Annotated in this window: 23 protein-coding genes; 17 read left to right on the forward strand and 6 right to left on the reverse strand. The window is 63.4% G+C overall.

Annotated elements, in window-relative coordinates; translation table 11 throughout:
- Nucleotides 1-61: 61 nt before the first annotated feature.
- Nucleotides 62-2,113, forward strand: coding sequence for an oligopeptidase A (gene prlC, locus CF161_RS02645; protein WP_020295006.1), 2,052 nt, complete (start codon nucleotides 62-64; stop codon nucleotides 2,111-2,113).
- A complete protein-coding gene (locus tag CF161_RS02650) occupies nucleotides 2,110-2,400 on the forward strand; it encodes a YheV family putative zinc ribbon protein (protein ID WP_020295007.1) in 291 nt (96 codons plus the stop codon). Before prlC ends, CF161_RS02650 begins: the two co-directional genes overlap by 4 nt.
- An 80-nt stretch (nucleotides 2,401-2,480) precedes the next feature.
- On the opposite strand, the gene CF161_RS02655 is transcribed toward CF161_RS02650, so the two are convergent.
- Nucleotides 2,481-3,137: a dual specificity protein phosphatase family protein gene (locus CF161_RS02655; protein ID WP_020295008.1), complete on the reverse strand. Its 657-nt coding sequence runs from the start codon at nucleotides 3,135-3,137 to the stop codon at nucleotides 2,481-2,483.
- 293 nt (nucleotides 3,138-3,430) lie between these two features.
- On the opposite strand from CF161_RS02655, the gene CF161_RS02660 reads away from it, so the two are divergent.
- The 3 genes from CF161_RS02660 to CF161_RS02670 are packed head-to-tail and all read left to right on the forward strand — an operon-like array spanning nucleotide 3,431 to nucleotide 7,278.
- Entirely contained in the window at nucleotides 3,431-4,174 is a 744-nt protein-coding gene (locus tag CF161_RS02660) for a gluconate 2-dehydrogenase subunit 3 family protein (protein WP_020295009.1), read from the forward strand.
- A gap of 2 nt (nucleotides 4,175-4,176) precedes the next feature.
- Nucleotides 4,177-5,961 carry a GMC family oxidoreductase gene (locus CF161_RS02665; protein ID WP_020295010.1) on the forward strand — a complete coding sequence of 595 codons (1,785 nt, stop codon included), beginning with the start codon at nucleotides 4,177-4,179 and terminating at the stop codon, nucleotides 5,959-5,961.
- 12 nt (nucleotides 5,962-5,973) lie between these two features.
- Complete coding sequence (locus tag CF161_RS02670) at nucleotides 5,974-7,278, forward strand: cytochrome c (RefSeq protein WP_020295011.1); 1,305 nt, start codon at nucleotides 5,974-5,976, stop codon at nucleotides 7,276-7,278.
- Nucleotides 7,279-7,329: 51 nt separating this feature from the next.
- On the opposite strand, the gene CF161_RS02675 is transcribed toward CF161_RS02670, so the two are convergent.
- Together CF161_RS02675 and CF161_RS02680 are read right to left on the reverse strand one after the other, a co-directional pair.
- Nucleotides 7,330-7,659: a hypothetical protein gene (locus CF161_RS02675; RefSeq protein ID WP_020295012.1), complete on the reverse strand. Its 330-nt coding sequence runs from the start codon at nucleotides 7,657-7,659 to the stop codon at nucleotides 7,330-7,332.
- Between the two features lie 5 nt (nucleotides 7,660-7,664).
- Nucleotides 7,665-8,093, reverse strand: a complete 429-nt coding sequence (locus tag CF161_RS02680; protein WP_020295013.1) for a hypothetical protein — start codon at nucleotides 8,091-8,093, stop codon at nucleotides 7,665-7,667.
- Between the two features lie 137 nt (nucleotides 8,094-8,230).
- Here CF161_RS02680 and CF161_RS02685 point away from each other — a divergent pair, with 137 nt between their 5' ends.
- The 3 genes from CF161_RS02685 (at nucleotide 8,231) to CF161_RS02695 (ending at nucleotide 11,936) form a co-directional block, all read left to right on the forward strand.
- On the forward strand, nucleotides 8,231-9,289 hold the full coding sequence (locus CF161_RS02685; RefSeq protein ID WP_020295014.1) for a PA0069 family radical SAM protein: 1,059 nt from the start codon (nucleotides 8,231-8,233) through the stop codon (nucleotides 9,287-9,289).
- A 259-nt stretch (nucleotides 9,290-9,548) separates the two neighbouring features.
- On the forward strand, nucleotides 9,549-10,277 hold the full coding sequence (locus CF161_RS02690) for a carbonic anhydrase (RefSeq protein WP_020295015.1): 729 nt from the start codon (nucleotides 9,549-9,551) through the stop codon (nucleotides 10,275-10,277).
- A gap of 90 nt (nucleotides 10,278-10,367) precedes the next feature.
- Nucleotides 10,368-11,936 carry a SulP family inorganic anion transporter gene (locus CF161_RS02695; RefSeq protein ID WP_020295016.1) on the forward strand — a complete coding sequence of 523 codons (1,569 nt, stop codon included), beginning with the start codon at nucleotides 10,368-10,370 and terminating at the stop codon, nucleotides 11,934-11,936.
- A gap of 46 nt (nucleotides 11,937-11,982) precedes the next feature.
- On the opposite strand, the gene CF161_RS02700 is transcribed toward CF161_RS02695, so the two are convergent.
- The gene (locus CF161_RS02700) at nucleotides 11,983-12,633 is read right to left on the reverse strand and encodes a hypothetical protein (protein ID WP_043228462.1); all 651 of its coding nucleotides are present in this window, start codon (nucleotides 12,631-12,633) and stop codon (nucleotides 11,983-11,985) included.
- 371 nt (nucleotides 12,634-13,004) lie between these two features.
- On the opposite strand from CF161_RS02700, the gene coxB reads away from it, so the two are divergent.
- The 4 genes from coxB (at nucleotide 13,005) to CF161_RS02720 (ending at nucleotide 17,365) form a co-directional block, all read left to right on the forward strand.
- Nucleotides 13,005-14,132: a cytochrome c oxidase subunit II gene (gene coxB, locus CF161_RS02705; RefSeq protein ID WP_020295017.1), complete on the forward strand. Its 1,128-nt coding sequence runs from the start codon at nucleotides 13,005-13,007 to the stop codon at nucleotides 14,130-14,132.
- Nucleotides 14,133-14,214: 82 nt separating this feature from the next.
- Entirely contained in the window at nucleotides 14,215-15,801 is a 1,587-nt protein-coding gene (gene ctaD, locus CF161_RS02710) for a cytochrome c oxidase subunit I (RefSeq protein ID WP_020295018.1), read from the forward strand.
- 84 nt (nucleotides 15,802-15,885) lie between these two features.
- A complete protein-coding gene (locus CF161_RS02715) occupies nucleotides 15,886-16,443 on the forward strand; it encodes a cytochrome c oxidase assembly protein (RefSeq protein WP_020295019.1) in 558 nt (185 codons plus the stop codon).
- A 34-nt stretch (nucleotides 16,444-16,477) separates the two neighbouring features.
- Entirely contained in the window at nucleotides 16,478-17,365 is an 888-nt protein-coding gene (locus tag CF161_RS02720) for a cytochrome c oxidase subunit 3 (RefSeq protein ID WP_020295020.1), read from the forward strand.
- Nucleotides 17,366-17,372: 7 nt separating this feature from the next.
- Here the strand turns inward: CF161_RS02720 and CF161_RS02725 are convergent, their stop codons facing one another.
- Entirely contained in the window at nucleotides 17,373-17,576 is a 204-nt protein-coding gene (locus tag CF161_RS02725) for a twin transmembrane helix small protein (protein ID WP_020295021.1), read from the reverse strand.
- 70 nt (nucleotides 17,577-17,646) lie between these two features.
- On the opposite strand from CF161_RS02725, the gene CF161_RS02730 reads away from it, so the two are divergent.
- Genes CF161_RS02730 through CF161_RS02750 form a run of 5 tightly spaced genes read left to right on the forward strand, consistent with a single transcriptional unit; the run spans nucleotide 17,647 to nucleotide 21,546 of the window.
- A complete protein-coding gene (locus CF161_RS02730) occupies nucleotides 17,647-18,387 on the forward strand; it encodes an SURF1 family protein (protein ID WP_020295022.1) in 741 nt (246 codons plus the stop codon).
- Nucleotides 18,353-18,940, forward strand: coding sequence for a hypothetical protein (locus CF161_RS02735; RefSeq protein WP_043228478.1), 588 nt, complete (start codon nucleotides 18,353-18,355; stop codon nucleotides 18,938-18,940). The genes CF161_RS02730 and CF161_RS02735 overlap by 35 nt, the downstream gene beginning before the upstream one ends.
- A gap of 10 nt (nucleotides 18,941-18,950) precedes the next feature.
- A complete protein-coding gene (locus tag CF161_RS02740; protein ID WP_020295024.1) occupies nucleotides 18,951-20,030 on the forward strand; it encodes a heme A synthase in 1,080 nt (359 codons plus the stop codon).
- Nucleotides 20,018-20,917 (forward strand): heme o synthase, encoded by a 900-nt coding sequence (gene cyoE, locus CF161_RS02745; protein ID WP_020295025.1) that lies wholly within the window; start codon nucleotides 20,018-20,020, stop codon nucleotides 20,915-20,917. The genes CF161_RS02740 and cyoE overlap by 13 nt, the downstream gene beginning before the upstream one ends.
- Nucleotides 20,914-21,546: an SCO family protein gene (locus CF161_RS02750; protein ID WP_020295026.1), complete on the forward strand. Its 633-nt coding sequence runs from the start codon at nucleotides 20,914-20,916 to the stop codon at nucleotides 21,544-21,546. The genes cyoE and CF161_RS02750 overlap by 4 nt, the downstream gene beginning before the upstream one ends.
- A 94-nt stretch (nucleotides 21,547-21,640) precedes the next feature.
- Here CF161_RS02750 and CF161_RS02755 read toward each other — a convergent pair whose 3' ends face one another.
- On the reverse strand, nucleotides 21,641-22,414 hold the full coding sequence (locus CF161_RS02755) for a MetQ/NlpA family ABC transporter substrate-binding protein (protein WP_020295027.1): 774 nt from the start codon (nucleotides 22,412-22,414) through the stop codon (nucleotides 21,641-21,643).
- Nucleotides 22,415-22,453: the final 39 nt, after the last annotated feature.

The raw sequence follows: 22,453 nt of genomic DNA on the forward strand, positions 1-22,453 counted from the left end.
TGCGGTGGGCATCGATTGTAATTAAGATGGCGCTACGTTTCTTCCAGCCAAGGTGCCAACCGTGAGCCTGAACAACCCTCTTCTGCAGCCCTACGACCTGCCGCCGTTCTCGGCGATCCGTGCCGAGCATGTGCAACCGGCCATCGAACAGATCCTGGCGGATAACCGGGTTGCCATTGCGCAAATTCTCAAGACGCAAGGCCAGCAGCCGACCTGGGCCGGCCTGGTGCTGGCCATGGACGAACTCAATGATCGCCTGGGCGCCGCCTGGAGCCCGGTCAGCCACCTCAACGCCGTGTGCAACAGCGCCGAACTGCGTGAAGCCTACGAGGCGTGTCTGCCCGCCCTGAGCGCCTACTCTACCGAGATGGGCCAGAACCGCGAGTTGTTCCAGGCCTTCGAAGCCCTGGCCAACAGCCCCGAAGCCGCCGGTTTCGATGTGGCGCAGAAGACTATCCTCGAACATTCCCTGCGTGACTTCCGCTTGTCGGGTATCGACCTGCCGCCGGAGCAGCAGAAGCGCTACGCCGAAGTGCAGAGCAAACTGTCGGAGCTGGGCAGCCGCTTCTCCAACCAGCTGCTGGACGCCACCCAGGCCTGGACCAAGCACGTTACCGATGAAGCCACCCTCGCCGGCCTGACCGATTCGGCCAAGGCGCAAATGGCCGCCGCCGCCCAGGCCAAAGAGCTCGACGGCTGGCTGATCACCCTGGAATTCCCCAGCTACTACGCGGTGATGACCTACGCCCAGGACCGTGCCCTGCGTGAAGAGATCTACGCCGCCTACTGCACCCGCGCCTCGGACCAGGGCCCGAATGCCGGGCAGAACGACAACGGCCCGGTGATGGAGCAGATCCTCGACCTGCGTCAGGAACTGGCCAAGCTCCTGGGTTTTGCCAGCTTCTCCGAATTGAGCCTGGCCACCAAGATGGCCGAATCCAGCGATCAGGTGCTGAGCTTCCTGCGTGACCTGGCCAAGCGCAGCAAGCCGTTTGCCGCCCAGGACCTGCAGCAGCTCAAGGCTTACGCCGCCGAACAGGGCTGCCCGGACCTGCAAAGCTGGGACAGCGGTTTCTACGGTGAAAAACTCCGTGAGCAGCGTTACAGCGTGTCCCAGGAAGCCCTGCGCGCCTACTTCCCGATCGACAAGGTACTGAGCGGCCTGTTCGCCATCGTGCAGCGTCTGTATGGCATCGAGATCGCCGAGCAGAAAGGCTTCGACACCTGGCACCCGGATGTCCGCCTGTTCGAAATCAAGGAGAACGGCCAGCACGTCGGCCGTTTCTTCTTCGACCTGTATGCCCGCGCCAACAAACGTGGCGGAGCCTGGATGGATGGCGCCCGTGACCGTCGCCGCACCCTGGACGGCGTGTTGCAGAGCCCGGTGGCTAACCTGGTGTGCAACTTCACCCCGGCCGACAGCGGCAAGCCTGCGCTGCTGACCCACGATGAAGTCACCACCCTGTTCCACGAATTCGGCCACGGCCTGCACCACCTGCTGACCCGGGTTGAACATGCCGGCGTATCCGGGATCAACGGCGTGGCCTGGGATGCGGTGGAGCTGCCGAGCCAGTTCATGGAGAACTGGTGCTGGGAGCCGGAAGGCCTGGCGCTGATCTCCGGCCACTATGAAAGCGGCGAGCCACTGCCCGAGGACCTGTTGCAGAAGATGCTGGCGGCGAAGAACTTCCAGTCCGGGCTGATGATGGTGCGCCAGCTGGAATTCTCGCTGTTCGACTTCGAGCTGCACGCCACCCACGGCGACGGGCGCAGTGTGCTGCAAGTGCTCGAAGGGATACGCGACGAGGTCTCGGTCATGCGTCCGCCGGCCTACAACCGCTTCCCCAACAGCTTCGCGCACATCTTCGCCGGCGGTTATGCGGCGGGTTACTACAGCTACAAGTGGGCGGAAGTGCTGTCGGCGGATGCGTTCTCCAGGTTCGAGGAGGAAGGCGTGCTCAACCCGGCCACCGGTCGTGCGTTCCGCGAGGCGATCCTGGCCCGTGGCGGCTCCCAGGCACCGATGGTGCTGTTCGTCGATTTCCGCGGACGGGCCCCTTCGATTGACGCACTCTTGCGCCACAGCGGCCTGAGTGAGGACGCGGCGGCATGAGTGAGGGTTCCGTGAAGATCACCAAGAAGCGCTTTATCGCCGGGGCCGTCTGCCCGGCGTGCAGCGAGCCGGACCGGCTGATGATGTGGAGCGAGGGCGACGTGCCCCATCGTGAGTGCGTGGCCTGCGGTTACTCCGACACCCTGAATGAACAGGGGCTGTCGGTGCCCAAGGAATTGGGGACCCGGGTCAATACCACGGCCTTGAAAGTGCAGGATGCCAAGGTGCAGTCGGTGCAGTTTTTCCCCAACCCCAAGTTGAAGAAAAAAACCGACGACCCGCAGTAACTCCCCGTCATACCACCGGCTCCGCAAGGAGCCGGCCTGTTTTCCTATCGTGAATACACTCGCTCGGGCCGCTGCTGCGGTCAGAGGGCGGGCTTGTTGCTGCTCACGGTTTCGAGCCAGCTCTTCATCGAGCAGGTATCAAACACGCTGGTGCTGCAATCGCCGTTGGCCAGGGCGGTACGCAGTTTGTCGACATCGGCCTGCATCATGTAGCGAATGCCGTCCTTGAAGTGGGAACTGTCGCCGAACCCGCCCTGGGTCATTTCATTCAGGGCGTCCTCTTTGCTCCAGCCCTGGATCACCACCCGGTACATGGCTGAAATCAGCCCGGTGCGGTCCGAACCGTGCTTGCAATGCATCAGCACCGGGCCCTGGCTCTCTGCGCTCTGGATGGCCCGCAGCGCGCTCAGCACATCGGCGTCGTCCACATGATTGGTGCGGTACGGCAGCTGCACCTGCTTGATCCCCGGGGCCGATAGCCAGCGGGAGTCGGCCTCGGGCAGGAAGTTGATCACGGTGCTCACTTGCAGCTGTTGCAGCAAGGGCAAGGCCCGGCTGTCGGGCAATGCGCTGCGATAGAGGGTCGGCGACATCTGGTACAGGTTGTAGTGCGCGTCCACCGGCTGCGCCCATTGGCTCGGGCGGCTGCTGGGCACATCGGCGGCCCAGGCCTGGGGCCAGGTCAGCATGGTCAGCAGCGACAGGCAGAGGGCGGGAAAGAGGCGAGTGTTTGACATGCGCAGGGCCGACTCTCAGGAAGGGGGGATGATGCTGCACAGCCTGTTCTGGCGGGCGTCAAAGCCCCGTGAGGCGTTTGTCAAAGAATCGTGAAGCTTCGGCTGTTGGCTAAAAAAACCGATTTTTCCACCGCGAAGCGACTTATCTGGATGCTTAGCCTGCTACCATTTGCCCAGTTGTAACCAAATTTTGCTGAGGTTGGGGGGCTGCCCCGACCTGTGCCGCTACCAGAACGACAAGCTGCGCCATGACGCCGCTGATCAATCCATCAATGCCTGATGAGGTGCACCCCATGTCTGATCAAGATCGAGACAACCCGCGGCGTGAGTTTTTGCGCAAATCCCTGACCTTGATCCCGGTGGTCACCGTCGCCAGTACCGGCCTGGGCAGTTCCGTGCTGATGGCGGCGTCGGAGCCGGCCAAGCCGATCGAACCCGCCAGGGCGGCACCTGCCGGCCAGGCCTATGAGCCGAGTTACTTCACTGCCGAGGAATGGGCCTTCATCAAGGCCGCCGTCGCGCGCCTGATCCCGGCCGACGAGCAAGGCCCTGGCGCCCTGGAAGCCGGTGTCCCGGAGTACATCGACCGGCAGATGAACACGCCCTACGCCGCTGGCGCCCTGTGGTACATGCAAGGGCCGTTCAATGCCGACGCCGCACCGGAAATGGGCTGGCAGAGCAAGCTGGTGCCCAAGGACATCTACCGTCTGGGCATTGCCGCCACGGATGCCTGGTGCAAAGCCTTCAACGGCAAACTATTTGCTGAGCAAGACAGCGCTACCCGAGACGACCTGCTCAAGCAGCTCGAAGCCGGCAAACCGCAGTTCGACAGCGTTCCGCCGAAGATTTTCTTCAACCTGCTGCTGCAAAACACCAAGGAAGGGTTCTTCTGCGACCCGATCCACGGTGGCAATAAAGGCATGGTCGGCTGGACCCTGATCGGCTTCCCCGGCGCCCGCGCCGATTTCATGGATTGGGTGGAACGCAACGAGCAATACCCCTTCCCGGCAGTGTCGATTCGCGGCGAGAGGGCTTGAGCATGGCAACGGTAATGAAGAAGGTCGATGCAGTGATCGTCGGTTTTGGCTGGACCGGCGCAATCATGGCCAAGGAGCTGACCGAGGCTGGCCTCAACGTGCTGGCGCTGGAGCGCGGGCCGATGCAGGACACCTACCCCGACGGCAACTATCCCCAGGTGATCGACGAACTCACCTACAGCGTGCGTAAGAAACTCTTCCAGGACATCTCCAAAGAGACGGTGACCATTCGCCACAGCGTCAACGACATCGCCTTGCCCAACCGCCAGCTGGGTGCGTTCCTGCCCGGCAATGGCGTCGGCGGCGCGGGCCTGCACTGGTCGGGCGTGCATTTTCGGGTGGACCCCATCGAGTTGCGCATGCGCAGCCACTACGAAGAGCGCTACGGCAAAAACTTCATTCCCAAGGATATGACCATCCAGGACTTCGGCGTCAGCTACGAAGAGCTGGAGCCGTTCTTCGACTATGCCGAGAAAGTCTTCGGTACTTCGGGTCAGGCCTGGACCGTGAAAGGCCAGCTGGTCGGCGAGGGCAAGGGCGGCAACCCTTACGCCCCGGATCGCTCGAACCCTTTCCCGCTGGAGTCGCAGAAAAACACCTATTCCGCACAGCTGTTTCAGAAGGCGGCCGGGGATGTCGGGTACAAACCCTACAATCTGCCCTCGGCCAATACCTCGGGGCCTTACACCAACCCCTACGGCGCGCAGATGGGACCGTGCAACTTCTGCGGTTTCTGCAGCGGTTACGTCTGCTACATGTATTCCAAGGCCTCGCCCAACGTGAACATCCTGCCGGCCCTCAAGCCGCTGCCGAATTTCGAGTTGCGGCCCAATTCCCACGTGCTCAAGGTCAACCTCGACAGCACCAAGACCCGCGCCACCGGCGTGACCTATGTCGACGGCCAGGGCCGCGAGATCGAGCAACCGGCCGACCTGGTGATTCTCGGCGCGTTCCAGTTCCACAACGTGCGCCTGATGCTGCTGTCCGGCATCGGCAAGCCTTACGACCCGATCAGCGGTGAAGGCGTGGTGGGCAAGAACTTCGCCTACCAGAACATGGCCACCATCAAGGCCTACTTCGACAAGGATGTGCACACCAACAACTTCATCGGCGCTGGCGGCAACGGCGTGGCGGTGGACGACTTCAACGCCGACAACTTCGACCACGGCCCCCATGGCTTCGTCGGTGGTTCCCCGATGTGGGTCAACCAGGCGGGCAGCCGGCCGATCGCGGGCACTTCCAACCCACCCGGCACCCCGGCCTGGGGCAGCGCCTGGAAGAAGGCCACGGCCGATTACTACACCCACCAGGTATCGATGGACGCCCACGGCGCGCATCAGTCCTACCGGGGCAACTACCTGGATCTGGACCCGGTGTACCGCGATGCCTACGGCCTTCCCCTGCTGCGGATGACCTTCGACTGGCAGGAAAACGACATCAAGATGAACCGCTTCATGGTCGAGAAAATGAGCAAGATCGCCGAAGCCATGAACCCCAAGGCCATCGCCCTGCTGGGCAAGAAGGTCGGCGAGCACTTCAACACCGCGTCCTACCAGACCACCCACCTCAACGGTGGCGCGATCATGGGCACCGACCCCAAGACCAGTGCCCTGAACCGTTACCTGCAAAGCTGGGACGTGCACAACGTGTTTGTCCCCGGCGCGTCGGCGTTCCCCCAGGGCCTGGGCTACAACCCCACCGGCCTGGTGGCGGCCCTGACCTACTGGTCGGCGCGGGCGATTCGCGAGCAGTACCTGAAAAACCCCGGCCCGCTGGTTCAGGCTTAAGGAGCGATGAACATGAAAGCACTCGTTATCGCGACCCTGGCCCTGCTCGGCAGCGCCACCCTCCAGGCGGCCGACGTCGATCAGCCAGCCCTGGTCAAACAAGGTGAGTACCTGGCCCGCGCCGGTGACTGCGTGGCCTGCCACACCGCCAAGGGCGGCAAGCCGTTCGCCGGCGGGCTGGCGATGGAAACCCCGATCGGGGTGATCTACTCGACCAACATCACCCCGGACAAGACCGGGATTGGCGACTACAGCTTCGAAGACTTCGACCAGGCCGTGCGCCATGGCGTGGCCAAGAACGGCAGCACCCTGTACCCGGCCATGCCCTTCCCGTCCTATGCGCGGGTCAGCGATGCCGACATGCAGGCGCTCTATGCCTACTTCATGCAGGGCGTGGCGCCGGTGGCCCAGGCCAACAAGGACAGTGACATCCCCTGGCCGCTGAGCATGCGCTGGCCGCTGACCGCCTGGCGCTGGATGTTCGCGCCCAAGGTCGAGGTCCAGCAGCCGAATATCGGTGCCGACCCGGTGGTCAGCCGCGGTGCGTATCTGGTGGAAGGCCTGGGGCATTGCGGCGCTTGCCACACGCCACGGGCCCTGACCATGCAGGAGAAGGCCCTGAGCGCCAACGATGGCAGCAGCTTTCTGTCCGGCAGCGCGCCCCTGGAGGGCTGGATCGCCAAGAGCCTGCGCGGTGACCACAAGGACGGCCTCGGCAGCTGGAGCGAAGAGCAACTGGTGCAGTTCCTCAAGACCGGGCGCAGCGATCGCAGCGCGGTCTTCGGCGGCATGAGCGATGTGGTGGTGCACAGCATGCAGTACATGTCCCAGGACGACCTGACCGCGATTGCCCGCTACCTCAAATCCTTGCCGGCCAACGACCCTGCGGACCAGCCCCACGCGTACGACAAGCAGGTGGCCGAAGCCCTGTGGAAAGGCGACGACAGCAAGCCGGGGGCCGCGGTGTACATCGACAACTGCGCGGCTTGCCACCGCACCGACGGCCATGGCTACACCCGGGTGTTCCCGGCGCTGGCGGGCAATCCGGTGTTGCAGTCGGAGGATGCCACCTCGCTGATCCACATCGTGCTCAAGGGCGGCACCTTGCCGGCGACCCATACCGCGCCGTCGACCTTCACCATGCCGGCCTTCGCCTGGCGCCTGTCGGACCAGGAAGTGGCGGATGTGGTGAATTTCATCCGCACCAGCTGGGGCAACCAGGGTTCCAAGGTCAAGGCCGGGGACGTGGCCGACCTGCGCAAGGACGATATGCAGAGCACGTCCGGCGACGACCTGGGGCAAGTGACCAGCCACTGAGGATCACCTGCGGCACCCCCGCCAGCGCTGGTTGGCGGGGGTGGTTCGGGCTTATTTGAAACGGTGGATGCCCAGTTCGCCGCCCAGCTGGTAACCGCACACGTGGTCCGATAGCCCGGCGTGCATCAGGTCCTCCCAGCCGGCGGGGACAAGGCCGATCGCCTCGCTGTACTCGACCCAGCGCGCCTGGGCGAAGCGCGGGTCGTGTTCATCGAAGGTGGCGTTGCGTGGCACCGTCGCCAGGGCGATATCCCGGGTGCAGATGTCAAACTCCAACGACACCCCCCACAGCTCTGCGGCGGGGCTCTTGACCATGATCAGGTCGGCGCCCTGGTCGTAGCTCGGCAGGTAGGCATCGGCGGCGTAGAAAATTTTCTGCATGCCGGTTACTCCGCCAGGTACCAGGTTAAAAACTGGAAAAACCCGTCCCACTTCAGCGCAACGCTGCCCGCCAGGAACAACTCCCGGTCGGCCAGGCTGAAGTCCAGCACCGCGCCGCTGTTGCGGTCATACAGGTAGCAGCCTTCGCCCTGGCAGCTGGTGAGGCAGATCAGGTGCTGCGGCAGCTGCCACACCTCATGCACGAATTCGGTGCTGAACCGGATGGCGCCGTCATCGATGTCGAGCAGCTCTACATTGCTGGTGTGGCCGCGGTAGCAGGTGATGGCGTAGTTGAGGAAGAACACCCCGAACTCACTGTCCAGGGGCACGCCCAGGACCTGGAGCTCCTCGATCACCAGGTCCTTGTGGGTTCTGTGGATGTTGCCTGGCTGGCGCTCGATCAAGCGCACCAGCGCGCTGGGGATTGCGGGCATTCCTGTGCTCCTTCGGATTGAGGGCGACCTTATACCGCGATCTGCGTCCGTCGGGGGCCGGGTTTTCGGCTGGGCGGCGCTAGGCGTCGGGCGCAGGCTCCATTACTGTATTTGCATACAGTTATGGAGTGCCTTTCATGTTCACCCCCTTGCCGCCTCGCGGTCGTGGCACCGCGAGCAACCCCCACAACCGTTTCGCCCCCAGCCGCTCGGTGGCCGAGGACGATGGCTGGTATCAGGAAGCGCCGCTGACCCAGGGCACCGAGGTGATGTTTGAAACGGCCAAGACCATTATTTCCCGCAATACCTCGCCGGACCTGCCCTTCGACCGCTCGATCAACCCCTATCGCGGCTGCGAGCACGGCTGCATCTACTGCTACGCCCGGCCCAGCCATGCGTACTGGGACCTGTCCCCGGGGCTCGATTTTGAAACCAAGCTGATCGCCAAGACCAACGCTGCGCCGGTGCTGGAACAGCAGCTGTCCAAACCCGGCTACGTCTGTGCGCCGATCAACCTGGGCTCCAACACCGACCCCTACCAGCCGATCGAGCGCGAGCACCAGTTGACCCGGCGCACCCTCGAAGTGCTGCTGCGCTACCGGCATCCGGTGACCATCGTCACCAAGGGTTCGCTGATCCTGCGCGACCTCGACCTGCTGGTGCAGCTGGCCGAGCAGCGGCTGGTGGCGGTGATGATCAGCCTGACCACCCTGGACGACGAGCTCAAGCGCATTCTCGAACCCCGCGCGGCGGCGCCCAAGGCGCGCTTGCGGGCGATCCGGGTGCTGCGTGAAGCGGGGATCCCGGTGGGGGTGCTGTGTTCGCCGATGATCCCGATGATCAACGACAGCGAGCTGGAAAGCCTGCTCACCGAAGCCTTTGAGGCCGGGGCGCAGAGCGCGGCCTACATGATGTTGCGCCTGCCGTTGGAAGTGGCGCCGCTGTTCGAGGAATGGTTGGCGGCGCACTACCCGCAGCGAGCGGCCCATGTGCTGAGCCTGATTCGCCAGAGCCGTGGCGGCGAACTGTACGACAGCCGTTTTGGCGCGCGCATGCGCGGCGAAGGTCCGTTCGCCGACCTGCTGGCGCAGCGTTTTGCCAAGGCCATCAAGCGCCTGGGGCTTGATCGGCGGGAGGGCTTCAACCTCGACTGCAGTGCGTTTTGTCCGCCGGGCGGTCAGATGTCGTTGCTGTAAGGACAACGGGCCTATGGTTGAATTGGCCTATGGTTGCGTAGTACCGCGAGAGGTCGTTCGCTAAAATAGTCACGTTTTGCCGTGCCTATAGTGGCGTTCTAGAGCGCTCCATTCAGTTTGAGTTAAGTTTCCATGGCTACCGTGTTCATCGAGTGACCGATGGGTCGCAGTCAGCGTGCTGGTTGTTTATTGATCAAGTGCTGGCTTCGCGCCGGATAAAACTGGAAAATTTTGCCTAATCCGTCAGAGAGAATGAATCATGAGTGACAAGGATAAACAGCCGCTAGCTGCGTCGGCTTCAGCCCAATCCACTGAAAGCGCCGATGCAGCGCTGCAGCATATCGTTGATGGCTTTTTGCATTTTCAGCATGAAGTCTTTCCGCAGCAGGAAGAGTTGTTCAAGAAGCTGGCCACCGCCCAGCGGCCCCGGGCGATGTTCATTGCCTGTGCCGACTCGCGGATCGTTCCCGAATTGATTACCCAGAGCTCCCCCGGCGACCTGTTTGTCACCCGCAACGTGGGCAACGTGGTGCCGCCCTACGGGCAAATGAACGGCGGCGTGTCGACCGCCATCGAGTACGCGGTGCTGGCGCTGGGTGTGCACCACATCATCGTTTGCGGGCATTCCGATTGCGGCGCCATGCGCGCGGTGCTCAACCCGCAAAGCCTGGAAAAAATGCCCACGGTCAAAGCCTGGCTGCGCCACGCCGAAGTGGCCAAGACCATGGTCCACGAGAACTGCGATTGCGCCGACGAAAACGCCAGCATGCATGTGCTGACCGAAGAGAACGTCATCGCCCAGCTCCAGCATTTGCGCACCCACCCCTCCGTGGCTTCGCGCATGGCCAACGGCCAGTTGTTTATCCATGGCTGGGTCTACGACATCGAAAGTTGCGAGATCAAAGCCTACGACGCCGACCAGGGCATCTTCCTGCCCCTGGACGGCAAACATCCGGTGCCTGTCGCGACGCCTAAAGCGCGCTTCTAAAACCTCCTAAATCCCAGCGTGGCTCTGCCCTGACGGCCGTTTATACGGCCGGGCTTTGCCACGCCTGAAGAAAGTCGCGGGAGAGTCATCATGCGTGCAGCGCAACTCAAAGCTGTTTTGCCACGGGAGCTGCTGGCCTCCGTGGTGGTGTTCCTGGTCGCCCTGCCCTTGTGCATGGGGATCGCCATTGCCTCGGGCCTGCCGCCGGCCAAGGGCCTGATCACCGGGATTATCGGCGGCCTGGTGGTGGGCTGGCTGGCCGGCTCGCCGTTGCAGGTCAGTGGTCCCGCCGCGGGCCTGGCGGTGCTGGTGTTCGAACTGGTGCGCCAGCACGGTATCGCCATGCTGGGGCCGATCCTGTTGCTGGCGGGGTTTCTGCAGTTGGTGGCCGGCCGCTTGCGCCTGGGCTGCTGGTTTCGGGTCACCGCGCCCGCGGTGGTGTACGGCATGCTGGCCGGGATCGGGGTGTTGATCGTGCTCTCCCAAGTGCATGTGATGCTCGATGCCAAGCCCCAGGCGTCGGGCCTGGATAACCTGGCGGGCTTCCCCCAGGCCGTGGTCGCAGCCTGGCCGACCCTGGGCGGCGGGCTGGGCTGGCAGGCAGGCCTGCTCGGGCTGCTGACCATCGGCGTGATGTACCTGTGGGACAAAGTGCGGCCCCATCGTTTGCGTTTCATTCCCGGCGCGCTGCTGGGGGTGGGCCTGGCCACGGGCATCAGCCTGGCCCTGGCGCTGCAGGTGAAACGGGTCGAGGTGCCGGCCAACCTGGCCGAGGCTATCGACTGGCTGCGCCCCGCCGACCTGCTCAACCTGGCGGATCCGACCTTGCTGATCGCAGCCTTTGCCGTGGCCTTTATCGCCAGCGCCGAAACCCTGCTTTCGGCGGCCGCGGTGGATCGCATGCACAGCGGCCCACGCTCGGATTTCGATCGTGAACTGTCGGCCCAGGGGGTGGGCAATATGCTCTGCGGCCTGCTGGGAGCGCTGCCGATGACCGGGGTGATCGTGCGCAGTTCGGCCAATGTGCAGGCCGGCGCCACCACGCGCCTGTCGGCGATTTTCCACGGCCTGTGGCTGCTGGCGTTCGTGATGCTGCTGTCCAGCGTGTTGCAGAGCATTCCGGTGGCCAGCCTGGCGGGCGTGCTGGTTTACACCGGCTTCAAGCTGGTGGACCTCAAGTCGCTGCGCAAGCTGGGGCGCTATGGGCCGATGCCGATGCTGATCTATGGGGTGACGGCGCTGGCTATCGTGTTCACTGACTTGCTGACCGGGGTCTTGATCGGTTTTGGCCTGACCCTGGTGAAGCTGGCGTGGGGCGCGTCGCGCCTGAAGATCAGCCTGGTGGACCTGCCGACCGAAGGCGAGATGGAGCTGCGGCTGGTGGGTTCGGCGACCTTCCTCAAGGTGCCGGCGCTGACCCAGGCCCTGGGCAGCATCCCCCCCGGAACCACGGTCCATGTGCCCCTGAGCAACCTGGGCTATATCGACCATGCGTGCCTTGAGCTGCTGGAAGAATGGGACCGGGCCAATGCGGCCAAGGGCTCGCGGCTGGTGATCGAGGCGCGCGGCCTCAGGCGGCGCCTGGAGGGGCGCTTGCACACCGCGAGCGGGGTGGGCAGTGCGCGCAGCCTGGTTGCGGCGGGCCATGACCGAGGGTAGGCGCGCCATGAAAAAAGCCCTCTAGCGAGGGCTTTGGCTTATCGGGTCAGGCGGCGGGTTGGTCCAGTTCCAGCTCGACACCCAGTTGCCGCGACAGGCACGGCCAGCGTTTCCAGGCGGCTTCGGTGTCGGGGCTGGCGAGTTTTTCGCGGTAGGCCTCGACCGACTCCAGGGCAAAGCTTTCCTCATCGAGCATGGAGTCCACCGCATGGTGCACGGCCTCATCCAGTTGGTTGGCGAAGGTTTCGCCGATCAGCTGGTGCGCGATCAGGTTGGCGACGGTCATGTCCAGCGGGATCAGGGGCTGGTTGAAATGCTTGATATAGAGATCGTTGACCTCCTCCACCAGACGGTGGGCCAGATAGGCTTCGTCCAGCAGGCTGTCGAGGCCGACATGGCCTTCCATGATTGCCGGCGGCTGGATGAAGAAGTGTTCGGCGATTTTCAGCACCGGTTTGATCTGGGATTCGATGCCGGCCTCACGCGCAACGGCGTTGGCGGCGTCCAGCAGATCGGGAACCTGGTCGATATAGGCCGTGACGAAACGGGTCATCACGCCCTTGGCGTCGACGTCAGGCAGCGAAATAGCGGGGTGAAGATGGGGCAGTTGGGTTTCCAGCTGGCTCGTCAGTTGGCCAGTGCTGGCTTCATGTTGATGGGCAAGTTGAATCTGCTCGCGCAATGCGGCGGTGTTCATGAAATCTCCAGGGAACAAGGGCAATTAAATAGGGAAGACATAAGTTAGCCTGCTTGGGAAATCAGCTAAGACGCATTTGTCATAATTATTTCATGCTTAGTCGTCCAGGTTATATCGATTTGCCACCACGGGTCCCGCAACCCCTTTCCCTCCGGGGCCTTGGCGGCTGAGCCGAAGTGTTTTCGCTGATTTGCCCCGTCGCGTTGCGAGGTCACAGCCCCTGTCTATACTCGGCCTTGTATGAAGTTAGCTGATGACGCCCGACTGCAAATGCAGCGAGGCCCGGCGGTTTAAGTTCGTAGTCTAGGCAGCCGCTCCCTTGCCGCAGGTGAAAGCCGGCGGGATAACAAGAACGATAAGGGGAACCCGCAATGATGCGACATCCACAAGTCTGGATGGGCCTCCTGTTGTGGTCGATATTCAGCCAGGCAAACGCTGCCTGGACCGTGAATATGGCGCCTGGAGCTACTGAAATCAGTCACGCGGTATTCGACCTGCACATGACCATTTTCTGGATCTGTGTGGTGATCGGCGTCATCGTCTTCGGCGCCATGTTCTGGTCGATGATGGTTCACCGCCGCTCCACCGGCCAGGTGGCTGCCAAATTCCATGAAAGCACGACCGTCGAGATTCTCTGGACGGTGATCCCCTTCCTGATCCTGGTGGCCATGGCGGTGCCGGCGACCGCGACCCTGATCAAGATGTACGACACCAGTGAGCCGGATGTGGACATCCAGATCACCGGCTATCAGTGGAAGTGGCACTACAAGTACCTGGGCCAGGACGTCGAGTTCTTCAGCAACCTGGCCACCCCGGCCGAGCAGATCCATAACCAGGCCGTCAAAGGCGAGCATTACCTGCTGGAGGTGGACCAGCCGCTGGTGCTGCCGGTGGGCGCCAAGGTGCGCTTCCTGGTGACGGCGGCGGACGTGATCCACTCCTGGTGGGTGCCGGCGTTTGCGGTCAAGCGCGACGCCATCCCCGGGTTCGTCAACGAGGCCTGGACCCGGGTCGACAAGCCCGGCATCTACCGTGGCCAGTGCGCCGAGCTGTGCGGCAAGGACCACGGCTTCATGCCGATCGTGGTCGAGGTCAAGACCCAGGCCGACTACGACACCTGGCTCGGCGAGCGCAAAGCCGACGCCGCCAAGCTCAAGGAACTGACCAGCAAGGAATGGACCCTCGACGAACTGGTGGCCCGCGGCGACAAGATTTACCACACCACCTGCGTCGCCTGTCACCAGGCCGAAGGCCAGGGTCTGCCGCCGATGTTCCCGGCACTCAAGGGCTCGAAAATCGCCACCGGGCCCAAGGAAGGTCACCTGAGCCTGGTGTTCCACGGCAAACCGGGTACGGCCATGGCCGCGTTCGGCAAGCAGCTGTCGGAAGTCGATATCGCCGCGGTCGTGACCTACGAACGCAACGCCTGGGGCAACAACAAGGGCGACATGGTCACGCCAAAAGAGGTTTTGGCCCTGAAACAGGCGGAAAGCAAATGAGCGGGTCTATCGCGTACCTCATCAATCGGTCGCGGCCGCGGGCCCCGGCTCGCCCCGCTCACTCGTTTACAGGAGACAGGCCATGAGCGCTGTAATCGATGACCACGGTCACGCCGAGCACGCCCACGGCCCCGCCAAGGGCCTGATGCGCTGGGTACTGACCACCAACCACAAGGACATTGGCACCCTGTACCTGTGGTTCAGCTTCTGCATGTTCCTGTTGGGCGGTTCGTTCGCCATGGTGATCCGCGCGGAGCTGTTCCAGCCCGGGTTGCAGATCGTCGAGCCGGCGTTCTTCAACCAGATGACCACCATGCACGGCCTGGTGATGGTCTTCGGTGCGGTGATGCCGGCCTTCGTCGGCCTGGCCAATTGGATGATCCCGCTGATGATCGGCGCGCCGGACATGGCCCTGCCGCGCATGAACAACTTCAGCTTCTGGCTGCTGCCGGCGGCGTTCCTGCTGCTGGTCTCGACCCTGTTCATGCCCGGTGGCGGGCCCAACTTCGGCTGGACCTTCTACGCCCCGCTGTCCACCACCTATGCCCCGGAAAGCGTGACCTTCTTTATCTTCGCCATCCACCTGATGGGCATCAGCTCGATCATGGGCGCGATCAACGTGATCGCCACCATTCTCAACCTGCGTGCCCCGGGCATGACCCTGATGAAGATGCCGCTGTTCGTCTGGACCTGGCTGATCACCGCGTTCCTGCTGATTGCGGTGATGCCGGTGCTGGCCGGTTGCGTGACCATGATGCTGATGGACATCCACTTCGGCACCAGCTTCTTCAGCGCGGCCGGCGGCGGCGACCCGGTGTTGTTCCAGCACGTGTTCTGGTTCTTCGGCCACCCCGAGGTGTACATCATGATCCTGCCGGCCTTCGGCGCCGTCAGCTCGATCATCCCGACCTTCTCGCGCAAGCCGCTGTTCGGCTACACCTCGATGGTCTACGCCACGGCGAGCATCGCCTTCCTGTCGTTTATCGTCTGGGCGCACCACATGTTCGTGGTGGGCATCCCGCTGGTGGGCGAACTGTTCTTCATGTACGCGACCCTGCTGATCGCGGTGCCCACCGGGGTCAAGGTGTTCAACTGGGTCAGCACCATGTGGCAGGGCTCGCTGACCTTCGAGACGCCGATGCTGTTCGCCGTGGCCTTCGTGATCCTGTTCACCATCGGCGGGTTCTCCGGGCTGATGCTGGCCATTGCCCCGGCGGACTTCCAGTACCAGGACACCTACTTCGTGGTGGCGCACTTCCACTACGTGCTGGTGCCGGGGGCGATCTTCGGCATCTTCGCCTCGGCCTATTACTGGCTGCCGAAGTGGACCGGGCACATGTACGACGAAACCCTGGGCAAGCTGCACTTCTGGCTGTCCTTCGTCGGCATGAACATGGCCTTCTTCCCGATGCACTTCGTCGGGCTGGCGGGCATGCCGCGCCGGATCCCCGACTACAACCTGCAGTTCGCCGATTTCAACATGGTGTCGTCCATCGGCGCCTTCACCTTCGGCGCAACGCAGATCTTCTTCCTGTTCATCGTCATCAAGACCATTCGTGGTGGTCCGGCGGCACCGGCCAAACCCTGGGACGGCGCCGAAGGGCTGGAGTGGAGCGTGCCGTCGCCGGCGCCTTACCACACCTTCACCACGCCCCCGGAAGTCAAATGAACGCCATGGCTGCGGGGCCCGGCGCCCGGGCGTGGCTCAAGCACACCGCCGGTGTGAGCCCGCCGGCTGCGGGAGGTTGCCGTCATGGCTGAGGTCTCGCTGAAAAAACTGGTCACCCGGCTGCTGCTGGTGGTGCTGGCGATGTTTGCCTTCGGCTTCGCCCTGGTGCCGATCTACGACGTGATGTGCAAGGCCCTGGGCATCAACGGCAAGACCGGTGGCCAGTACCAGCAGGGCGAGCTGCAGGTGGATGCGTCGCGCCAGGTCCGGGTGCAGTTCCTGTCGACCAATGCCATCGACATGGTCTGGGATTTCTACCCCAAGTCCGATGACATCGTGGTCCACCCGGGGGCGGTCAACGAGATGATTTTCATCGCCCGCAACCCGAGCAATCACCCGATGAGCGCGCAGGCGGTGCCGAGTATTTCACCGAGCAGCGCGGCGATGTATTTCCACAAGACCGAGTGCTTCTGCTTTACCCAGCAGGTGCTGCAGCCCGGCGAACAGATCGAGATGCCGGTCCGTTTCATCGTGGACCGTGACATGCCCAAGGATGTGAAGCACCTGACGCTGGCTTACACGCTGTTCGATATCACCGCGCGTCATCCACCGGTCGCGGTAACCACCCCCTCCGGCGGTTAAGACGATCTAGCGTGCCCGATAAGGAGAACAATAAATGGCGACTCATGAGCACTATTACGTTCCCGCCCAGAGCAAATGGCCGATCATTGCCACGGTGGGCATGTTTGTCACCGTGTTCGGCCTGGCCACCTGGTTCAACGACCTCAAGGCCGCGCGCCCGGAATCCCATGGCCCGCTGATCTTTTTCGTCGGTGGCCTGCTGCTGGCCTACATGCTCTTCGGCTGGTTCGGCGCGGTGATCAAGGAAAGCCGCGCCGGGCTCTACAGCGCCCAGCTCGACCGCTCGTTCCGCTGGGGCATGAGCTGGTTCATCTTCTCCGAAGTGATGTTCTTCATCGCCTTCTTCGGCGCGCTGTTCTACGTGCGGCATATGTCCGGGCCGTGGCTCGGCGGCGAGGGGCACAAGGGCATCGCCCATATGCTGTGGCCGAATTTCGAGTTCGTCTGGCCGCTGCTGAACAACCCCGACCCCAAACTGTTCCCGGCGCCCAAGGGCACCATCAGCCCCTGGGGCCTGCCCCTGCTGAACACGGTGCTGCTGGTCAGCTCCAGCGTCACCGTGACCATCGCCCACCACGCGTTGAAAAAAGGCCATCGCGGCGCGCTGAAAATCTGGCTGGCGCTGACCGTGCTGCTCGGTTGTGCCTTCCTTGGCTTCCAGGCCGAGGAGTACATCCACGCTTATCACGAGTTGGGCCTGACCCTGGGGTCCGGCGTGTACGGCGCGACCTTCTTCATGCTCACCGGTTTTCACGGGGCCCACGTCACCATCGGCACCCTGATCCTGTTCGTGATGCTGATGCGGGTGATGAAGGGGCATTTCGACGCCGAGCACCAGTTCGGCTTCGAGGCGGCCAGTTGGTACTGGCACTTCGTCGATGTGGTGTGGATCGGTCTGTTCGTTTTCGTCTACGTGCTCTGAGACGCGCCTACCAGGGCGCGTGGGACACCAACTGGCCGCTGAAGAAACCCCAGGCAATCAAGCCGACGGTGATCGCGGCCAGGCACACGCGAATGGTCAGGCTGGTGAGCACGCGGTTGGAGTGACTGTCGTCCCTGACCAGAAAGAACAGGCCGCTGAACAGGCTGATTACCGTGGCTATCAGCATCAGGACGATCGCTGCTTTGAGCATGGTCGGACTCCGGGGGAACTGCGATGCGCTTGAGTATAGCTAGCCGATTTCTCGACCCCGTGGCGCAAGCATGAGGCGCTTTCGCCCGGGCATCCTGCCGACCCTGGTGGTGCTGGCGTTGTTGCCGGTGCTGGTGGGCCTGGGCTTCTGGCAACTGTCGCGGGGCGAGCAGAAACGCGAGCTGCTGGCCAGCTACGCCGAGCGCCGGGTGGCCGAGCCGATGTCGCTCTATGAACTGCAAGGCACCGAGGATCAGGCGTTTCGTCGGGTGCGCCTGCACGGGCATTTCGATGCCGCCCACAGCCTGCTGCTGGATAACCGCATGCATGACGGCAAGGTCGGCGTGGAGCTGCTGCAACCCTTTCTCGACCAGGCCAGCGGGCGCTGGCTGCTGCTCAATCGCGGCTGGCTGCCCTGGCCCGACCGCCGCACCCCGCCGGTGTTCAGCACCCCTGATTCAAGCCTGAGCCTGGAGGCCTGGGTCTACGTCAGCCCCGGTGCGACCTTCCAGTTGCACGCCGACCCGACAGGCGCGAGCTGGCCGCGCCTGATCACCGCGGTCGATCCGGCTGTGCTCTGGAGCGAGCTGGGGCGTGGCGGCTTTAACTATGAACTGCGCGCAGAAGGCGGCCCTGGCACCTACGTCACCGAATGGCCGGTGGTGGCCATGGGCCCGGAAAAACACCTGGCCTACGCCGTGCAGTGGTTCGCCATGGCCCTGGCGCTGCTGGCTCTGTACCTCTACCTCGGATGGCACAACGCAAGGGAGAACAACCATGGGAACGGCCATGAATCCACCCAACACATCTGACGCACCGCGCACGAAAAGCCGCGGGCGCTGGCAGCTGATCCTGATCGTGGCCATGGTCATCGGCCCGATGATCCTCGCCACCGGGATGTACAAGTTGCAGTTCTGGGTCCCGGAAAGCCGCAGCTACCATGGCGAGCTGATCGGCAACGGCCAGACCCGGGCCGATATCGGGGTGCAGGCCGACGAAGAGCGCTGGCAGATCCTGGTCACCGCGCCCAGAGAATGCGCCGTGGATTGCCAGCAACTGGTGTACCTGGCGCGGCAGATCCAGGTCGCCCTCGGCCGTGATGCCTCCCGGGCCAGCCATGCATTGGCCAGTGCCCAGCCCCTGAGCGCCGAGTACAGCGCCAAGCTGCAACGTGAATACCCGCAACTGCAACGCTACCCGCTGGACCTCTCGACCTTCAGCCGCAACGCCAATGACCAGGGCGCGCCGCAGCTGTGGATCGTCGACCCGCACAGCAACCTGGTGCTGCGCTACGACGCCCGGGTCAAGGGCAAGGACCTGCTCAACGACCTGCGCCACCTGTTGAAACTGTCGAACATCGGATAAGGGCACCGTCATGGCCAAACCTGGATTTCGCCTCGCGCTGTTTGCCACCCTGCTCGCACTGATTGTGGTGTTGCTCGGCGCCTACACCCGGCTGACCCACGCCGGCCTGGGCTGCCCGGACTGGCCGGGCTGCTACGGCTTTATCAGCGTGCCCAAAAGCGAGGCCCAGCTGGCCCATGCCGAACTGCACTATCCCGATGCGCCGGTGGAGGCCCACAAGGGCTGGAACGAGATGGTCCATCGCTACTTCGCCGGGACCCTGGGCCTGCTGATCGTGGCCCTGGCCGCCCGCGCCTGGACCCATCGCCGCCATCCGGGGCAGCCGTTGAAGCTGCCGCTGTTCCTGTTGTTCGTGGTCTTCGCCCAGGCGGCCTTCGGCATGTGGACGGTGACCCTCAAGCTCTGGCCGCAGGTGGTGACGGCGCACCTGCTGGGCGGTTTCGCCACCTTGAGCCTGCTGTTTTTGCTGACGCTGCGCCTGTCCGGGGTCCTGCCGGCGCTGATCGTGCCGCGTCGCCTGCAGTATTGGGCCACGGCCGGGCTGGTGCTGGTGATCGGGCAGATCGCCCTGGGCGGCTGGGTCAGCTCCAACTATGCGGCGGTGGCCTGTATCGACCTGCCGACCTGCCATGGCCAGTGGTGGCCGAATGCGGACTTTGCCAATGGCTTCCACCTGACCCAGCACATCGGCCCCAACTACCTGGGTGGGCAACTGGACAGCGATGCCCGCACCGCGATTCACCTGACCCACCGCATCGGCGCGATGTTGGTGACCCTGGTGCTGCTGGGCCTGGCCTGGCAACTCAAGCAGGTGGGCATGACCCGCCTCGCCGGGCTGGTGCTGGTGGCGTTGGCGGCGCAGGTCGGCCTGGGCATCAGCAACGTGTTGTTCCACCTGCCGCTGCCGGTGGCCGTGGCCCACAACGCCGGCGGCGCGGCGCTGCTGCTGAGCCTGGTGCTGGTCAATTATCACGCCCGTACCAGTCTGGTCCGGGCTCGGCGCCAATGGCCCCTGGGCTGGCGCCTCAGCCCGCGTAAACAGCCGGTTGGGCCCATAACCATAAAAGGAGAGATGCCATGGCGACTTTGATCGGCGAGCGTCACAGCCAGGCGATCTGGCGCGACTACCTGGAGCTGACCAAACCCAAGGTGGTGGTGCTGATGCTGATCACCTCGCTGGTGGGCATGTTTCTCGCCACCCGCGCCGGCGTGCCGTGGACGGTACTGGTGTTCGGCAACCTGGGGATTGGCCTGTGCGCGGGCGGTGCGGCGGCGGTCAATCACGTGGTGGACCGACGCATCGACGCGGTGATGGCCCGCACCCATAAACGGCCACTGGCTGAAGGCCGGGTGTCGCCAGCGGCGGCGCTGACCTTTGCCCTGGCGCTGGCCCTGGCCGGGCAGGCCTTGCTGCTGACCTTTACCAACCCGCTGACGGCCTGGCTGACCCTGGCATCGCTCTTGGGTTACGCGGTGATCTACACCGGCTTCCTCAAGCGCGCCACGCCGCAGAACATCGTGATCGGCGGCCTGGCCGGGGCCGCACCGCCGCTGCTGGGCTGGGTGGCGGCCACCGGGCACGTCAGCGCCGAGCCCCTGCTGCTGGTGCTGATTATCTTCGCCTGGACCCCGCCGCACTTCTGGGCCCTGGCGATCCATCGTAAGGAGGAATACGCCAAGGCCGATATCCCGATGCTGCCGGTGACCCACGGCGAGCACTACACCAAGGTGCATATCCTGCTCTACACCTTTGCCCTGCTGGCGGTGAGCCTGCTGCCTTTCGTCATCCACATGAGCGGCGTGCTGTACCTGGTGTGCGCCCTCGGATTGGGCGCGCGGTTTCTGCAATGGGCCTGGGTGCTGTACCGTGGCACTCGGCCGCACGCGGCGATCAACACCTTCAAGTACTCTATTTATTACTTGTTCCTGCTGTTTATCGCCCTGCTCGTAGACCACTACCTAGTGTTGAACCTATGACTCGAACTCAAAAAACCGTCTTTATTCTCGTTGCCCTGGTGGCCCTGGTCCTGGGGCTCACTGTCAATAAGGTGCTGTCCGGCAAGGGCCAGGGTGATCCGACTGCGTTGATCGACGCCGGGATCATCCTGCTGCCACAGAGCCGCAACCTGCCGGATGTGCAGATGATCGACCAGGACGGCCAGCCGGTGGTGGTCAACCAATTGAAGGGCAAGTGGAGCCTCTTGTTCTTCGGCTATACCTTCTGCCCCGATATCTGCCCGACCACCCTCGCCCAGCTGCGCCAGATCAAGAGCGAGCTGCCCAAGGAGGCGGTGGCCAACCTGCAAATCATTCTGGTCAGCGTCGACCCGAACCGCGATAACCCCAAGCAGCTCAAGCAGTATCTGGGTTACTTCGACCCGGAGTTCAAGGGCCTGACCGCCGCCTCGGTGGAAGACCTGCAGAAGCTGGCCAACGCGGTGAGCATCCCCTTTATCCCGGCGGATACCAGCAAGCCCAACTACACCGTCGACCACAGCGGCAACCTGGCGGTGATCGGCCCCGACGGCACCCAGCGCGGCTTCATCCGCGCGCCCCTGAACAACCAGAAACTGGTGGTCCAGCTGCCGGTGATGTTGAAGCGCTAGACGCTTGACCTGACACCCCACCGCGCCCATGCCATCGCAGAGGCCAAAACAAAACGGGGCGCCCTAAGGCGCCCCGTTTTTGTATCGCTGGCAATCAGAACGCTGGCAGTACCGCGCCTTTGTACTTCTCGAGAATGAATTGCTTCACTTCCGGGCTGTGCAGGGCGCCAATCAGTTTCTGCAGGGCAACCGAGTCCTTGTTGTCAGGACGGGCCACCAGGATGTTCACGTAAGGCGAGTCCTTGCCTTCGATCACCAGGGCGTCCTTGGACGGATCCAGCTTGGCTTCCAGGGCGTAGTTGGTGTTGATCAGTGCCAGGTCGACCTGGGTCAGCACGCGCGGGATGGTGGCGGCTTCCAGTTCGCGGAACTTCAGGTCCTTGGGGTTCTCGCTGATGTCCTTGATCGTCGACAGGATGTTGGTCGAGTCCTTGAGCTTGATCAGGCCGGCTTTATCCAGCAGCAACAGGGCGCGGCCACCGTTGGTGGCGTCGTTGGGGATCACCACGTTGGCGCCGCCTGGCAGTTCGTCGAGCTTCTTGAACTTGTTAGAGTAGGCGCCCAGGGGTTCCAGGTGCACGCCGGCCACGCTCACCAGTTGCGTGCCCTTGGCCTTGTTGAACTCATCCAGGTACGGCTGGTGCTGGAAGAAGTTGGCGTCCAGGCGCTTTTCGGCCACTTGCACGTTGGGCTGGATGTAGTCGGTGAAGACTTTGACCTTGAGGTCCACGCCTTCTTTGGCCAGTGCCGGTTTGACGAATTCCAGGATCTCGGCGTGGGGCACCGGGGAGGCGGCCACGGTCAGGGTTTCGGCAGCGTGCGCGGAGAACGCGGCAACGGCTGCGAAAGCGACGAGTAGTTTTTTCATCCAGCAAACTCCTTGTGAGGCGCCCGTCGCCGGGCGTCG

The organism is Pseudomonas sp. CF161, assembly GCF_000416215.1.
Taxonomy (GTDB): Bacteria; Pseudomonadota; Gammaproteobacteria; order Pseudomonadales; family Pseudomonadaceae; genus Aquipseudomonas.

Coding starts and splice junctions, on each gene's coding strand:
- CF161_RS02740 (WP_020295024.1), top strand. CDS start 18,951: ATGGCCAAACCTGGATTTCGCCTCGCGCTGTTTGCCACCCTGCTCGCA.
- CF161_RS02750 (WP_020295026.1), top strand. CDS start 20,914: ATGACTCGAACTCAAAAAACCGTCTTTATTCTCGTTGCCCTGGTGGCC.
- cyoE (WP_020295025.1), top strand. CDS start 20,018: ATGGCGACTTTGATCGGCGAGCGTCACAGCCAGGCGATCTGGCGCGAC.
- CF161_RS02720 (WP_020295020.1), top strand. CDS start 16,478: ATGGCGACTCATGAGCACTATTACGTTCCCGCCCAGAGCAAATGGCCG.
- CF161_RS02650 (WP_020295007.1), top strand. CDS start 2,110: ATGAGTGAGGGTTCCGTGAAGATCACCAAGAAGCGCTTTATCGCCGGG.
- CF161_RS02665 (WP_020295010.1), top strand. CDS start 4,177: ATGGCAACGGTAATGAAGAAGGTCGATGCAGTGATCGTCGGTTTTGGC.
- CF161_RS02685 (WP_020295014.1), top strand. CDS start 8,231: ATGTTCACCCCCTTGCCGCCTCGCGGTCGTGGCACCGCGAGCAACCCC.
- CF161_RS02725 (WP_020295021.1), bottom strand. CDS start 17,576: ATGCTCAAAGCAGCGATCGTCCTGATGCTGATAGCCACGGTAATCAGC.
- CF161_RS02690 (WP_020295015.1), top strand. CDS start 9,549: ATGAGTGACAAGGATAAACAGCCGCTAGCTGCGTCGGCTTCAGCCCAA.
- CF161_RS02670 (WP_020295011.1), top strand. CDS start 5,974: ATGAAAGCACTCGTTATCGCGACCCTGGCCCTGCTCGGCAGCGCCACC.
- CF161_RS02675 (WP_020295012.1), bottom strand. CDS start 7,659: ATGCAGAAAATTTTCTACGCCGCCGATGCCTACCTGCCGAGCTACGAC.
- CF161_RS02660 (WP_020295009.1), top strand. CDS start 3,431: ATGTCTGATCAAGATCGAGACAACCCGCGGCGTGAGTTTTTGCGCAAA.
- CF161_RS02695 (WP_020295016.1), top strand. CDS start 10,368: ATGCGTGCAGCGCAACTCAAAGCTGTTTTGCCACGGGAGCTGCTGGCC.
- CF161_RS02735 (WP_043228478.1), top strand. CDS start 18,353: ATGGGAACGGCCATGAATCCACCCAACACATCTGACGCACCGCGCACG.
- CF161_RS02700 (WP_043228462.1), bottom strand. CDS start 12,633: ATGAACACCGCCGCATTGCGCGAGCAGATTCAACTTGCCCATCAACAT.
- CF161_RS02655 (WP_020295008.1), bottom strand. CDS start 3,137: ATGTCAAACACTCGCCTCTTTCCCGCCCTCTGCCTGTCGCTGCTGACC.
- CF161_RS02730 (WP_020295022.1), top strand. CDS start 17,647: ATGAGGCGCTTTCGCCCGGGCATCCTGCCGACCCTGGTGGTGCTGGCG.
- CF161_RS02715 (WP_020295019.1), top strand. CDS start 15,886: ATGGCTGAGGTCTCGCTGAAAAAACTGGTCACCCGGCTGCTGCTGGTG.
- CF161_RS02755 (WP_020295027.1), bottom strand. CDS start 22,414: ATGAAAAAACTACTCGTCGCTTTCGCAGCCGTTGCCGCGTTCTCCGCG.
- coxB (WP_020295017.1), top strand. CDS start 13,005: ATGATGCGACATCCACAAGTCTGGATGGGCCTCCTGTTGTGGTCGATA.
- CF161_RS02680 (WP_020295013.1), bottom strand. CDS start 8,093: ATGCCCGCAATCCCCAGCGCGCTGGTGCGCTTGATCGAGCGCCAGCCA.
- ctaD (WP_020295018.1), top strand. CDS start 14,215: ATGAGCGCTGTAATCGATGACCACGGTCACGCCGAGCACGCCCACGGC.